This window comes from Bacillus sp. FSL E2-8900 (assembly GCF_037966225.1).
Lineage (GTDB): Bacteria > Bacillota > Bacilli > Bacillales > Bacillaceae_G > Bacillus_A > Bacillus_A cereus.
On the sequence record NZ_CP150193.1, the window covers coordinates 2844853 to 2859688 of the forward strand.

Consider the following 14836-nt stretch of genomic DNA (forward strand, 5'->3'; position numbering starts at 1 on the left):
TTATACTACCTTGATTTTGCATACATGTAGCTTACTCATTTAGTTTTGGTCTAGTTTGTAAATATAAATTCAAATCCGGACTTGAACCGTTAATAATTATATCTCGAACAATTTTAGAAAACACCATACTATATACTAATCCATTATCTCCATACGCATAGATAAAGTGACAATTTGGAAACTCTTCATACATTCCAATTATAGGTAAACCATCATGAGTACCACCATAAAAAGCACTTAAATAAAATTCAGGTTCAACTGTTATATTGGGAAAGAGCTTATTAAATTCATTTACTAATTTCTCTTTTTTATGGATTAATTTTGAATCTCTTTCTTGAGCAATGTTTGTATCTTCATCTAACCCACCTATAATAATCCTGTTATCTGCAGTAGTTCTCATATAAATATATGGTCTCGCAGTTTCCCAAATGAGAGTACGTTTATACCAAGAAGATAAATCTTCTATAGGATTAGTAACAACTGCATATGAGCTAATCAGTGTAGCGTTCTTTTCCTTTTTAAATTCTAACCCTTCATATCCTGCAGCCACAATTACTTTATTGGCAGTAATAGAATTGCCCCCCTTTGTATAAAAGATAGCACATTCTTTCTCTAACTTTTTGCCAACAATCTCTGTATCTTCATAAATTTGAACTCCTTTATTAGAAGCTTGTTCTAATAAACTATGTGTAAATTTATAAGGATTTATTTCACCATCATTATACGTATAAATAGCTGCACGTTTTTTAAATGGATATCTCTGTCCAATTTGTTCCTCTGATAGCCAAGTCGCTTTAAAATCATGCTTATGTAAATAATACAGTTCTTTTTCTAATTTCTTTATATCCTCTTCATAACTTGCATAATATAAACTGTCACGTCGTTTAAAATCAGAGCCATAAGGCAAGTTTTGATCAGCATATTCAATATCATTAATAGCTTGTTCACATAATTTCATATGCTTAACTGCATACTCTTCTCCAAATGTATTTACAAGTTCAAAAAACATCTTGTCACCTAAATATTGAATAAGTGCTGTATTTGTAAGGTTACTCCCGTGTCCTACCTTTCTTTTATCAACGACAACAATATTTAAATCTGATTCACTCAAATAGTATGCTGATTGAGCACCTGAACTTCCTGCTCCTATTATTAGTACGTCACATTTTATATCTTCTTCCAACCGAGGATAAGAAGGTGTATTAGAAAAAGTTGTGTTCCAATATAATTTCCCTTTCTGTAAATCCATTTAAAGTGCACCGTCCTAAATAAAATAGTTATATCCCCATCTGTATCTCCAAATCATTCTTACTATATACTTCTTATCAAATTTATTTTTGCTACCATTAGATTATTAATGCAATATTTTGTTCACCCATATATGGTATTAAACTAAGCTTATAAAAAGTTAATAGTATATATATTATTTATTTTCATTTAGAAATTTAAGAACTTGGTTAAAAGCTTCTTCACCTGCTGGAGTGTTCATTTTAAATTGAAATTCATGTGCTAACTCGCCAGAGATATTTTTATCAAAGAAAAGTGTATCTACAGATACTCCTTTATTTTGTAAAGTAGAAGCTAATGCTTTACCTTGCTCTTCAAATGATGCAGTATTTCCATCTGTGATGAACGTTGGTGGGTAATCTTTTGTAACGTGTTTATAAATAGAGGCGATTTCCATTTCAGGTAATGTTTCAAATTTCTTTTTCCCAAAGTAAGCCCAGCCAGTAGTACGCATAAAGTCTTGCACTTCTTTGGATGTTTCCATTTTAGCTAATGCAGGCATATTATACGGGCCGCAAAATAGCAATATACCTTTAATTGTAGAAGGAGCAACAACAGCGTCAATCCCGGTTAATTTCGCATAATCTGGAGATGTTTGAATAGTAACAAATTGTCCAGATATTTGCGCTCCCGCAGAATCTCCTGCAAAATATAGGTCATCTAGTTTTACATTATATTTCTTTGCATTTGCTTTTATATATTCATAAGCCTCACCAAGTTGTAGTACTGGTGTAGGATACTTTCTTTTAGGAGCAAGAGCGTAATTTATATTTATCACTGTATAACCACGAGCAGCTAATTCTACTGCATAACCAGTAATGTCTGATTTATCTCCACCTACAAATCCACCCCCGTGCACCCAAAAAATAACAGGTGTTTTCCCTATAAAATTTTTGGGATAAATAATGTCTAATGTACCATCAGGAAATTTAGAATTATAATTGATATCTTTAACAATTCGTGTCTCTTTTAGAGCGTTTTTATAATTATTAGATTGAACAAACATTCCACCTTCAAATGCTTTTTTTATGAGAAACGCTTTCGGAATAGGTGAAACATTCCAAAAAACAACCCCCGCAATAATCAATCCGAAAACAATAAAAAGAGTTAGCAACATTCTTTTTTTCCATATCACTTTAGGTTTTAACTGTTTTATTCTCATAATTAAAGAATCTCCATTCTTTTTAGTAATAATCTTGAAATAAATCACAACATAAATTTTTATTTTCCGCCTGCTAATCCGTCCTTAAAATTTTATGCAAAAAGTTATATATTTTTATTATGTACATATTAGGTATCTCCTATAAAACACATTAAAAATTCAAACAAAAAGAGCAAAAGATCCCCATTTATAGAAGATTTCTTTTGCTCTTTGTAAAGGACACAAGTCCAAATAAAAGTTGCTTATCTATCGATAACTTACACATAAAAATCCATTTGTTTCAGTACTTTATTAGCAGAAACTTTAACAACCGTTTCTTTTTCACCCGTTCTATCAATTATGAAACCATGAACTTCAATATCAGAAGGTACTAATGGATGATGACGGATCATATCTATACTCTTTTCAATATTTTCACTAACATTTTTTTGTCCACTCAGCCATTGATTAAGGCTACCACTTGAAAATTCAGGCATGCAATTTTTAAAGAGATAGTCTAATTCTATATTATCTTTTATGAAATCACGTTGAGTTTGTAGATTAACTGAAGAAGTTTTTTTATCCTCTATTCCGACAACAAAAATTTCTTTAACATTTTCTTGATAAATAGCAATAATAATAGATCTCATTATATCTCCATAAGGATGTACAATTACAGAATCATAGCTGTGTATAGTCAACATGTTTTCTTGTTGAATGTTAGTTACTTGTTGGATACTAGGCTCTATTCCGTGTTCAATGTCTGTTAATAATAAAACTTTTTTATTCTTTGAATTCATATGGAGCACCCTTTCTTCATTATTGTATTTATGAAACTTTTAAGCTAGTAACAATAATAATTGTTACCAGTTTTTCCAGCTTCCCTCTGGATCAACACTTGCAAGTCTAACCCATCCATTTTGAACTTTTTCTCGAAATGTGAAATCATTATTTAACAAACGTTCTATATATTCAATAGGTGCTTGAATGACAATTAGTAAACGAAGTGGTGAATGATACGTCTCACTATCTGACTGCATAACGGATTGCCAAGGTAAGCCTGGCAACAGGTCACTAGCATTCCCTTGCATAACACCGAGACCCGCCGTTACGGTTTGGGTTGTTTTATTTCCACTACCATAATAGTGAGGAGCTACAGTTGATGCGTAATATTGTAGATTTATCCACTGCGCAACTGTTCCTGGTCCTGCAATAATATTAGCTAATATATCTCCACTTTCATCCTGTTTCCAATCATAATTATGAAGGAAAGCCCTACCTTCTAAGTCACAATCTTGAGTTAATTCACGCTTTCCGATAATAAAAGATGCATTACGCGCTAATCCCCATTCTGGACGTATTTCACTCCAATCTTCTGCAAATCGATGCGCCTCTTTACTCGGATTTTTTATTTTCGTTTTAAAATTAGGTAATTGCGTTAAACGTTCTCTATTTGCATGTTGGCTCACATTTGGCATAATCGTCTCGATACAATCAAACGCTTCTTGCGCAGTTTTCGAAAGTTCTGGGACGTAAATCCATTCCAATTCGTCCACTGTTGTTTTATGTTCAGCTGCTGCAAAAATGGTATCCTCAGGAATGTTAATGCCTTCAGCAGACAACGCCTCTCTTACTTCTGGAAGATTACATAAAGTAGCGAAAACTCTTGCATTGAATCCCCCTGCTGCGCCTCCACAAGCACCACACTCAAGTGCTGCCGCATAAGGATTGTTCGTACTTTGACTACTATGTCCACACATTACAACTAAAGGAGCAAATTTTTCTGTCAGTCCCACCATTTTTAAAGTTTGACGCACATAGTTCACTTTTTCTTCTTTCGTAAAACCGATAGGTATCTCACCTTTTGTGTCATGAACATAATTAAGCGAGAATGTTGTATCAGGTTTTTGTAACATAGTTTTACGAAGTTTACGAATGAAACCACCAACTCCTCTTGGGACAAAGCTTCTTGTCACCATCTGTAGACCAAGTAAAGGACCACTTAACTCAGGTAGCGCCATACTTGTCAGTACGTTCTGTTTCATCGTTTTAAATGTATAACGCACCGAACTGCCTACCCTCTTACGTTGCTCATAAGATTTAAATTCATTTTCATCTGTAAGCTCTTTTATTTGATGCTTCGGTTTCAGTATAACTGGCAAAGAAGGATGGCTGTCATTACTACCTAGTTCACTAGTCGCAATTGGTAACCCAAAGAAACCAGCTATTCCAAACGTTTCAAACGGACCTAGTTTTTCTAAGTGGCGACGAAACGGTTCTGAACGTACATCAATACAAAATGCTAATTGAGCTAATACACGCTTTTTATCATTGGTTGCACATTGTTTAGAAGCAATCTTCTCTCTTAATTGCTCTGCATGCGTTTGTTCCCAAGCTTCCAGCCAAAGTTTCCTGCGAATATTTTCATCAAAACGATATGCAAATGCTAACAATTCGCTTTGTTCAGCTGCAGACATTTGTGACCATTCCCGTGTTGAAATATTCCCCCAATAGATCCAAGAAGCTATAAGTGGGACGATCGAAACTTTTTTCTCAACCTTTTGATTTTTTAAAGGTAAATAAGGTTTTGCAATAGCCAGCTCCATAGAAATTCGAACTGCTAAATATTCTATTAAAAGCCCCTGTTCCTGAATTGATTGTTGTGAGCGCCATCGTATCATTCCTGCCCACCCAGGTAAAGAAAGTAAGTGCCCTTCAAGATAAGCTTGTATGTTAGATTCAGAAATTCCTAGTTCAAATAACGCTCTCGCTAAAGCTACTTCGGCATCTTGTGGCCAATCTTTTAAAACTTTACGCTCATTTTTACTGAGCGCTGGATCAAATGTAATAAGGTGTTGCCATGCACGATAAAAACCTTTCTCTCGATTTGGCATCGTCCAACTTGATCCGGAGTCATCAAGATATAATTTACACCATTTAATGATATGATAATTAAGAATATCAGATAGGTTTTCACTATTTTGATTCTCTATAAGCGAACTTATTGGCTGCATAACAGAGGCTTTCATACTCCCTGTATTTATATAACTCATTTCGTCTGCCAGTTTATTTAATTCTGGCGATGATAATAGACTAGAAGGTAATTTTTCTAACTTTAAAGCCGCTTGGCAAAATCCCTCTACTTTCTCTCGCGGAATATGAAAAGATTGTGAATCCAGCCAACGAGACAAACTACTTTGTAAAAATGATTCCTCAATCTCACCTTTCGCTTTTGCCGAATGAATCATGGAAGTACTAGGATACATATCCACATTACGAGCTTCTTTTAGCCAATTTGCGACTTGTTCAAATGATTGCTTTTCAAGTCCCATCCAAGGGTGGTGAGCTGCAAACGTAGAGATAGGCCAAAGTGGTGCAATAACTCGGCTAGCAGATGCAACTAAATCATTTATATTATTTTCTTGCATATCAATGTTTGTATCTTTCTTTAATATTGACGATATGCTCATCACGAATTACCTCCCTTTGATACATAATGTTTCAGATAGCTTGGGTGACTTTCTACTGATTTTCTTCTCGCCTCACCTACTCGAACTAACCAAAGATAAAGTACAGCGAATAAAGTAGAAGATTGATGACGAGTAACGAAAGTACTAGTAACACTACTAAATAGTAAAATACATATAACAAAGATAACGGCTGGAGCTGAAGGTTGAACACTTTGATAAATATCAGTATGCAACCATTTATAAAGAGAATTATGAACGGTAAAGTAAATGAGAGAAAATCCAATCAAAACAATTACGCCAGCAATTCGTCCCATTCTTCCCTCTCCAAAAACAACAAGCTGTTTCCATGAAAAGTATAGTGACCAGCCTAAGATTAACGCACTAACTAGTTGATACCCCTCTCCAGAAGTCATAAACCAGAAAGTAATTGCTATAAATAATCCTAAAACACGCCCAACTATCATCCATAAATTAGACATCTTTTCATTAGACTGATTCACTACCCCAAAACGTTGCACGGAAGAACCAGCTTGTAAAAATAGTGTAGCTTTAAACAAACCATGTAAAATTAAATGAATAATAGCTGCTAAATAGGCGCCTAATGCACATTGAATAAGCATAAATCCCATTTGTGCAATAGTTGAACCTACTAGCTGACGTTTATAATCAACTTGAACTAAACTAATTCCTGTTCCGATTAAGACAGAAATACTAGAGAAAATTAGTAAAATGATTTGTGCAATATCATCATGAAAAAGTGGCGAAAATCTAGTTAATATGATACCTCCAGCATTTACTAAACCCGCATGCATAATAGCAGAAACAGGAGTTGGAGCAACAGCTGATTCAATTAACCATCTGTGAAAAGGCCATTGTGCTGCTGGAATCATCACAGCTACTATAATCAATAAGTTAATTCCTGTTTTCTCCAATGTTCCAAATTGAGCTACATTTTCATTCGTTAAAACTGATGTTAACTGCCACTGTCCTGTTACTTGAAAAAGCCAAATGATAGCTGATAGTAAGGCAATCCAACTTATTGTAAATAGGTAGCCAGAGATTTTAGTTGCTTCACTAACTACTTTCCACCCTTTATTTAGCCCTATAAGTAGAACCAATCCTATAAGCGTTGCTCCCCAACAAATGAGCATTAAGCGAAGATCATCACTTAACCATGCAACCGAAGATACACCTGTAGTACATGTAAAAAGTGCAAAGTATTTTCGATATGAGTGATCCCCCATTAAATAACGTACAGAGAAACGCTGAATGATTAAACCAATTGTAAGAACAAAGAAAGCCATTAACCAAGCTAAAGTATCTAGATGCCAAGGCCCCACAACTCTATCTCCATTGTTATTAACAAGTGCGAGTAAAGAAATCAATGAAGGCAAAGCAGCGATACCAATATGGATATGAACAAAACGTAAAGGCATCCTTGCATGTAAAAACAATAATCCACTTAGCCAAGAAGCACTAAGCGCCATAAAAAATAATGTTAACAGTGTTGATGAACTCAGCGAAATTAACATGTTAAATACTCCCTTCTAAGCGAAAATAGCCTATAAAAATTCCTTTTCATTACGATAGTTTTTTTAATTTCAATTTTCATTCACTCTTTTTAGTACATCGTTTTTTCCCATAAAAAAAACCGACAACTTCCATAATTCAATGATTTTATATCATCATTGAATTATGGAGATTGTCGGTTTCACTTCAACTAACTTCAATAAAGTTTTTTGAAGAGCTCCCATTTTATAGAGGATAGTAATGTATGTATTACTCCTATTAAAAAGAAATGTATATTTCTGATCTCCTAGATTATGCAATCAATATATCAATTTATGTTATACGCTATCTTTTAATTAAGAAACTTTTTCATTTAGTCAATATTACATATTAAAAAAATGCTAAAGCCTTAATTATAGCAAACTGTTAAAATGAGCATCTATCAATTTTTTAAAACAATTATAAGATAAACCATATTAAGCAGTTTGTCAATTTCTTTATCCGTTTTTTAAGAGTTATTAGAATTAAGATTTATTATACCTAAATAACTTCAAGTTTTTAATTATTAGCCTGTTAATAAAGTGCAAAACTTGTAGGTTTCTTAATCCTTCCACTAACCTTAAGGTATTTTTAAAATTTCTCCTCAAGATTATGAAGCAATTTAAAAATCATTACTCGTTCGCCTGTACGGGAGCTTATATCCGTATGAAAGCTTTTCACTTCCTCTCCAGTTAATTCTAGTATAATCTCTTTCAGATCATCAATTCCAGATTCAACTAGCTCCGAACGATTTTTCTTTATCGTTAGCATACCGTCTTTTGTTTCGCAAACACTGTATTCAGCCGGTGTTAAAACACCTTGTAAATTTACGATAATCATATCCCGTAATATATCTGTCTTAACGGATATAGACCCGCGTCCTAGGTAGTCCTTTTCCCAGTGAGTAATTGCTTTGCTTATCTCTGATTCAATAGAGCCTTTTGAGCTTTTCATCTATGTATCCTCCTTCAATAAAATAAATTTACAATAACAATATAATAATCCGGATTGATTTTATTTTCAATTATTGAGAAGAATTTATAGGGATCGTTGTCAGGTATCCTTTAGTATTAAAGTGAATTTTTATATTGCGATATATGTTTTTTAATTATCCCCAACAAAATACTCTTACTATAAAGACTCTGTTGCATACATTTCTAAAAAGGACATTCCGGAGAAAACAAGGAAACTCTTGTAACGTAATATACAAACAAAAAATCCTACACTTATAAGTAGGATTTTTCTCTTTTTATATTAGTCAAAAAACTAAAAGTATACCTGTCCTCCAAACATATTAACGATTGGGTTTATGCATATTTCCTTCGAATTTTGCCAACCACCAATAACAGTAAAGGAATCCCTAGCTCATAAACGGGAAATGCAATTGGAATTACGAAAAATATGTAGTAATAATGGGTAAATGTTTGGATATTTTTAACTGACACAGCTATGATGAACGAAATAGGAGCAAGAACTAACGCTACTTTTCGCCAATCCTTCAAATGAAATATTTGCGCTGTTCCATAACAAGCGATGAACATGTATAACGCCAATTTCACAAAAATACTAAAAAACCAAATAATAACTATCAAAATATCCACATTTTGAATGAACTCCATGACAGATATGTATCGGCTCAAATCGTAAACCGGATACAAAAAACTTGAAGATAAATTCGGACCGAATGTTAAAATGACCGCTAATGTTCCGATCGTTACCATGAAAACGGCTAATCCTACCCCCAACATCGCCCTTGATGACGCTTGCTCTGGTTTATCCATAAAGAAAACGAACATCATCATCATAACAGCCTCTCCAAAAAATGCGGCTACAGGAGTATAGGAACCTTTAAGTATGGGAAGCCAACCAGAATCGTGATAAATAGGCTGCATATAATCCCAATTCATATTGCCAACATTCAAAATGATTACAAACGTTATCATTAAAAGTACAATTGGCCCTATGATTTCACTTAAACGTCCAACACCTTCCACCCCTCCTTGGTAAATGATAAAAATGAGCAATAATATCGCAGTAAAGACAATGACCCACAAAGGTGTATTATGAAACAAAGCGATAATAATGAACTCACCAAATTCACGGACGGTTATCCAAATTATCATGTACCACCCAAAGAAGTAAGGAATCATCAGCAGCTTTCCTAGCCATTTACCAAGAATAGTTTGACTAAATTCAATGAGAGTTTGTTTCGGATAAAGCGAACCAAGTGTAGTTGCCAAAAAAGTAAGAGCAACCCCTATCGCTCCTGCAATCAAAATCGAGATCCACGCATCTTGTTTGACCGTACGAATCGTCGCTGGAATAACTAGAAGAAGGGATTGTCCCACTTCAAATGTGAACATCATCCAAAAGATTTGCCTCCCAGAGATTTTCATCGAATTTCTCACACTCTATATCCCTCCTTATTTTTTCATTTCATTTTTCTTCAACTGCAACGGTGGTCCAGTCAGTCCTACTCGCCGAATAGTAAGCTTTGTACGAACAGAAACCTCCACTTTTCGAAATTGTTTACTCCAATTCTTTTTTAACCCTTTCCATTCGGATGGATATTTTTGATGAATGGCTTCTCCAAATCCAAAGATATCGGTTCCGTATTGTTTTTGAACCTTTTTAATAGTTTGGAGAGCTTCCTTTTCGGACTGTTTTTCCAATACTTGTTCTAAAAGAGTAAGATTTTTTGGCTGCGAAAGATCTAAATTCGTATTGTTCTCCTGAATTGTTCCTTCACCAGAAAAAACAATGTCACACTTAATTGTGTCCCCTTGTATAGTAGGCATGATTTTTCTATTGATCTTTGTCATATATAAACTTGCACTACCATTTCCTTTAGAGGCCGTTGCTGTAACTGTCTGTTTACTTAAACGATTCACTACCCAAAGAGTAGTTAACCATTCCTGCATGTTCAAGTATCCTACCAATTTGAAATCGTTGTTAAATATAGCACCGCCTACAATTTGAAACCCTTTGACCACGGTTTTACCTTTTTCATGAGACACATTTAGTTTAATAACGGGCAAAATCGGGGTGATTCCATCACTCGTACCAGCAATGAGAAAATTTAATAAAGACATATCTCCCGCTGCCTCTATTTGCATATGCTCTTTAAGTGCCCCAAGTGCCGGGATAGACTCTAAAGGGATGGATGCTTTCAGAAAATCTTTTGCAGTATTCCCTTTTATGACAAACACACCTGCTCGTAATCGAATATCAGGATCGCGGCTATATGCATCTAAAACTGGAGCAAGACCACTTTTAGCCATTTTTTCTCCAATCAATATTACACGCTGGTGCCCTCGAAAAATTTCTCTCGACATTTTTGTTTGCATCATTTGTATAGCTTCATGTGTATCCCTTCCCGTTCCCGATTCTGTAAAAAACGCTTTTCCTGCATTACTTCTTCCGCTCTGTCCCATTCCCATTTTTGATGGAATAATAAACTGAGCACTAATTTCAATCTTATTATTCTTCGCTTGATCAAGTCCCCATCCTAATTCTATTGCCAAATCATTTAATTCTGTCCGATCCCAACATCCCGTCAAGAAGCATAAAGAAATGACCAGTATCATACAGAGTGCCTTGTGCAGGCTCATTCTGTTTCCCCTCCCCGTTTCTCATCTGGCTTTTGTCCACCTGGAAAACGGACTTTCTCTTCACCAGATACCATTATTGGGCGGTGGGTCATATTCCAACGAGGTGTTCGGAGAAAAACATCCTTTAAATCACGAGGAGTCTGAGGTGCAACTGGACTTAAATACGGAATGCCAAAAGAACGAATGTTAGTTAAATGAATCAAAATCGTAAGGGTACTTATTGCAACACCGTATAGCCCGAGCATCCCTGCCAATAACAGCATCGGAAAGCGTAACATCCGGTAAGCTGTTCCTAAGTTGTAGCGCGGGAACGCAAATGACGCAATACCCGTCGTCGCCACAACAATGACCAAAGGTGCGGAAATAATACCTGCTTGCACAGCAGCTTGCCCGATAACAAGTGCTCCGACAATACTAACTGCTGATCCAACAGGTTTTGGTAACCGAACCCCCGCTTCCCTCAAGCCTTCAAATAAAAACTCCATCATTAGCGCTTCTATGACAGCCGGGAACGGAATGCCTTCTCGCGCAGCTGCAATACTAATAAGCAAATTTGTCGGAATTAATTTAGGATGAAAGGTTGTAATAGCAACATAGAGAGAAGGAAGAAATAATGAAATATTAATTAATATTAAACGTATCCATCGAACAAAAGTTGTGTAGATGGAGCGTTCATAATAATCCTCCGCTGCTTGTAGACCAGTCCAAAATGTCATAGGAACAATCAAAACGAAAGGTGTGTTATCTACTAAAATGGCGACTTTCCCCTCTAATAAACTTGCACAAACCGCATCTGGCCGCTCAGTATTTTGAATTTGTGGAAAGGGCGAAAAGGGTTGGTCCTCAATAAACTCTTCAATGAAAGCTGACTCCAACACTCCATCAATTTGAATTCGCTTTACCCTTTGGCGAACTTCATCCAAAACCGAATCAGGTGCAATTCCCTCAATATAGGCAATTACCACATCTGTCTGTGACAATTCCCCAATCGAATAAGGTTCCATTTTTAGTTTTTGGCTTCGAATTCTTCGGCGAATCAGGCTCGTATTGACCCTTATCGTTTCCGTAAACCCGTCCCGAGGGCCACGAACAGAGATCTCCGCAGCAGGCTCTTCAATACCTCGTTTTTCAAAACCTTTTAAATCAGCGACTAGAGCTTGACTCTCTCCTTCTGTTAAAATGACGATATTCGCTTTCAATACTGCTTCTATAACCTCACGAACTTTAGAGATTGTCTTTACTTGAGAAACCGCAATTAGCTGATTTTGTATAATTTCTCCTACCGAATCCACACTCTTTACTCCACTAGGCAGACCTTCGAACATCATTGGTTTCAAAACAACTTGTTCCACAACTTTAGTGTCAGTTAATCCATCTATATAAATAAAAAGAATTTTATTTTGACTTTCTATGATTATTGGACGAAAAACAATATCGGAACAATTTTCAAAAACTTTTCTCAAAACTTCTTCATTCGCAGATACACTCTGCTTGAGTTCGCACTCTTGATCATTTTGGAGCAGCATACTTGCACTCTCAAGTTCCTGAATATCTTTTCTCAAACGCTTTCTACTAAGTTTTTTCATCATACTACCCCATTTATCGAGTGGTTTATGTTTTGAACCCAATTTTTAGTAATTTCTTGACAGAATAGCTTTAAAAAACCGTTCCACTAAATGTTTTTTGTAAGTAATCATTTATCTAGAAAACAAAAGGAAAATATCCCCTCTATATCCTTCTTAAAATCTCCTTACACATGAAAATTATTCAATTTTTTCTATAAGTTAGTTATTCTAAAATGAGGTATCCATAAAGTAACTTGTAAATGCTGCTTTGTTAAATTGGTAGTAATAAGCTTATAGCAGCGAGCAAAAAAAGCATGTCCTGAAGAAAGATAAATCAGAACATGCTCTTAATTTATTTATTTGATACTATAGACGTTGATCTTTCTGGAAATTTAGTTGAAAATGATCCGCTTCATTGTATACCCCGAATTCATACCCTTTTTCCTTATAAAATTTAATAATTTCCGGAAGCGCTTGTAATGTCTGTGGTTTTTCATGCATTAGAACTACTTCCACATCTTCTGTTGTTGTACGCTTTACATTTTCTATAATTTGCTGTGGGTTACCTTTTAGTTTCCAATCATTTGAATCTATTGTCCAATCCCAAACTTTTATTGCTGCTTCTACAATTTGATTACGAATTTCCTCACCCTTTAATCCCGGTGCAGATCCATATGGCGGACGAACTAGTTTAGGAGTTGTACCCGTAATATTATGGATCAGAGCTAACGTTTCTTTCATCTCCGGTACAAATTGTCCCTTTTTGTATAGCTTATCACTATTATGTGTCATACTATGAGCACCAATATAATGTCCTTCTTTTACCGCTCTTTTTACATTTTCCTGAAAACCTGTATTTTGTAAATTGCTACCTTGCATAAAAAATGTCGAGGCAACATTTTGTTTTTTTAGTACATCTAAAAATTTCCCAGTTAATTCACTAGGACCGTCATCGAATGTTAAATACACAACCTTTCCTACCGGTTTTCCATCAGGTCTTTTCTGTTTTGCCAGTGATGTGTCCTCTTTCTTTTTTTGTTGTTGCGTATTAGCTAGCTTAATACTTTCATTAGCTACTCCTTTCGCTGGAATAGAGTTCCATTTTCCTATTAAAAAGAACGTGAAAAAGGTCGTTGCTAAAACAACTCCTAGAGATATTATTACCTTAGTTAGTCGACTTGTTTTTTTCTTACTTTGTGATTCTTTCATTATTTTTCGATCCTTTCCCTATTAATTTTTATATTCATTATTTATACAGCTGAGCATTAACTCCAGCTGATGTTTACAATAAATAGATTAATAGAGGAAGGTGAAGATAAAATGCAGATAATGTCGAATTTAGTTAAAGAATAACGTATGGCATCCACTCTTTAAAAAAATATTTGTTTCTCTACTACAGTTAAATTTGAAAACTGGATATACATCCAAAATAAAAGATACTACTCTTTCTAAACAATATTTTCATATCAAGATAACAACATACTGGTATAAAGATAAAATACAAAGATAGCCGTACTATTGAAATTCTATTATAATTTTGTAATTGGAATTCATTTGAACCAAATGAAGAACTAGAAGAAATATTATTATGTGGAGGTGCCCCGATGAACCTTGTAATTAGAGAGTTAGAAACAAATGATTTAGATAATCTCCCGGAGATTGATGACAGTTTTATAGTGAATACTCGGTTAATTCTTTCTCTTTCCAAAGGAAATAGACACATAGAATATACAGTAGAAGACGTTCCGAGTTATGAAAAAAGTTATTTGCAAAATCAAGATGATAATGAAGAACTGGCTTACAATGAATATATAAATAAACCTAATCAAGTCATTTACATAGCACTGTTACATAACCAAATCATTGGATTAATGGTATTGAAAAAGAATTGGAACCACTATGCTTACATAGAAGATATAACGGTAGATAAAAAATATCGTACACTCGGAGTTGGTAAAAGATTAGTTGATCAAGCAAAGCAGTGGGCAAAAAAAGGAAATATGCCAGGTATCATGCTTGAAACGCAAAATAATAATGTCGCAGCATGTAAATTTTATGAAAAATGTGGATTTGTAATTGGTGGGTTTGATTTTCTTGTTTATAAAGGTTTGGATAAGACAAGTGATGAAGTTGCAATTTATTGGTATATACATTTCAAATGATAATAGTTTATAACGTAAAAAACTCAAAATAAAACCCCAATTTCTCTATACT

11 protein-coding genes are annotated in these 14836 nt (G+C 34.7%); 1 reads left to right on the top strand and 10 read right to left on the bottom strand.

Features of this window, described 5'->3' with window-relative positions; translation table 11 throughout:
• Positions 1-31 precede the first annotated feature (31 nt).
• The 10 genes from NST90_RS14595 to NST90_RS14640 all read right to left on the bottom strand — a co-directional run bounded on the left by NST90_RS14595 (position 32) and on the right by NST90_RS14640 (position 13831).
• Complete coding sequence (locus tag NST90_RS14595; RefSeq protein WP_283748155.1) at positions 32-1249, bottom strand: FAD-dependent oxidoreductase; 1218 nt, start codon at positions 1247-1249, stop codon at positions 32-34.
• A 174-nt stretch (positions 1250-1423) separates the two neighbouring features.
• Entirely contained in the window at positions 1424-2449 is a 1026-nt protein-coding gene (locus NST90_RS14600) for an alpha/beta hydrolase (protein ID WP_001220685.1), read from the bottom strand.
• Positions 2450-2706: 257 nt separating this feature from the next.
• A complete protein-coding gene (locus tag NST90_RS14605) occupies positions 2707-3228 on the bottom strand; it encodes a hypothetical protein (RefSeq protein WP_001086250.1) in 522 nt (173 codons plus the stop codon).
• A 63-nt stretch (positions 3229-3291) separates the two neighbouring features.
• Entirely contained in the window at positions 3292-5898 is a 2607-nt protein-coding gene (locus NST90_RS14610; RefSeq protein WP_000028355.1) for a putative inorganic carbon transporter subunit DabA, read from the bottom strand.
• A complete protein-coding gene (locus NST90_RS14615; protein ID WP_000908922.1) occupies positions 5898-7430 on the bottom strand; it encodes an NADH dehydrogenase subunit 5 in 1533 nt (510 codons plus the stop codon). The genes NST90_RS14610 and NST90_RS14615 overlap by 1 nt, the downstream gene beginning before the upstream one ends.
• Positions 7431-8037: 607 nt before the next feature.
• Positions 8038-8400, bottom strand: coding sequence for a DUF2294 domain-containing protein (locus tag NST90_RS14620; protein WP_000842547.1), 363 nt, complete (start codon positions 8398-8400; stop codon positions 8038-8040).
• A gap of 353 nt (positions 8401-8753) precedes the next feature.
• Positions 8754-9842 (bottom strand): endospore germination permease, encoded by a 1089-nt coding sequence (locus tag NST90_RS14625; protein WP_033689334.1) that lies wholly within the window; start codon positions 9840-9842, stop codon positions 8754-8756.
• A 27-nt stretch (positions 9843-9869) separates the two neighbouring features.
• A complete protein-coding gene (locus NST90_RS14630) occupies positions 9870-11057 on the bottom strand; it encodes a Ger(x)C family spore germination protein (protein ID WP_000052111.1) in 1188 nt (395 codons plus the stop codon).
• On the bottom strand, positions 11054-12646 hold the full coding sequence (locus NST90_RS14635; protein WP_001986345.1) for a spore germination protein: 1593 nt from the start codon (positions 12644-12646) through the stop codon (positions 11054-11056). The genes NST90_RS14630 and NST90_RS14635 overlap by 4 nt, the downstream gene beginning before the upstream one ends.
• A gap of 342 nt (positions 12647-12988) precedes the next feature.
• The gene (locus tag NST90_RS14640) at positions 12989-13831 is read right to left on the bottom strand and encodes a polysaccharide deacetylase family protein (RefSeq protein ID WP_000665179.1); all 843 of its coding nucleotides are present in this window, start codon (positions 13829-13831) and stop codon (positions 12989-12991) included.
• Positions 13832-14226: 395 nt separating this feature from the next.
• Between NST90_RS14640 and satA the strand changes: the two genes are divergently transcribed.
• The gene (satA, locus tag NST90_RS14645; RefSeq protein WP_025708620.1) at positions 14227-14784 is read left to right on the top strand and encodes a streptothricin N-acetyltransferase SatA; all 558 of its coding nucleotides are present in this window, start codon (positions 14227-14229) and stop codon (positions 14782-14784) included.
• Positions 14785-14836 lie beyond the last annotated feature (52 nt).

Bases quoted from the DNA above. Each gene is read 5' to 3' on its own strand.
- NST90_RS14595 (WP_283748155.1), bottom strand. From the start codon at position 1,249: ATGGATTTACAGAAAGGGAAATTATATTGGAACACAACTTTTTCTAAT.
- NST90_RS14600 (WP_001220685.1), bottom strand. From the start codon at position 2,449: ATGAGAATAAAACAGTTAAAACCTAAAGTGATATGGAAAAAAAGAATG.
- NST90_RS14605 (WP_001086250.1), bottom strand. From the start codon at position 3,228: ATGAATTCAAAGAATAAAAAAGTTTTATTATTAACAGACATTGAACAC.
- NST90_RS14610 (WP_000028355.1), bottom strand. From the start codon at position 5,898: ATGAGCATATCGTCAATATTAAAGAAAGATACAAACATTGATATGCAA.
- NST90_RS14615 (WP_000908922.1), bottom strand. From the start codon at position 7,430: ATGTTAATTTCGCTGAGTTCATCAACACTGTTAACATTATTTTTTATG.
- NST90_RS14620 (WP_000842547.1), bottom strand. From the start codon at position 8,400: ATGAAAAGCTCAAAAGGCTCTATTGAATCAGAGATAAGCAAAGCAATT.
- NST90_RS14625 (WP_033689334.1), bottom strand. From the start codon at position 9,842: ATGAAAATCTCTGGGAGGCAAATCTTTTGGATGATGTTCACATTTGAA.
- NST90_RS14630 (WP_000052111.1), bottom strand. From the start codon at position 11,057: ATGAGCCTGCACAAGGCACTCTGTATGATACTGGTCATTTCTTTATGC.
- NST90_RS14635 (WP_001986345.1), bottom strand. From the start codon at position 12,646: ATGATGAAAAAACTTAGTAGAAAGCGTTTGAGAAAAGATATTCAGGAA.
- NST90_RS14640 (WP_000665179.1), bottom strand. From the start codon at position 13,831: ATGAAAGAATCACAAAGTAAGAAAAAAACAAGTCGACTAACTAAGGTA.
- satA (WP_025708620.1), top strand. From the start codon at position 14,227: ATGAACCTTGTAATTAGAGAGTTAGAAACAAATGATTTAGATAATCTC.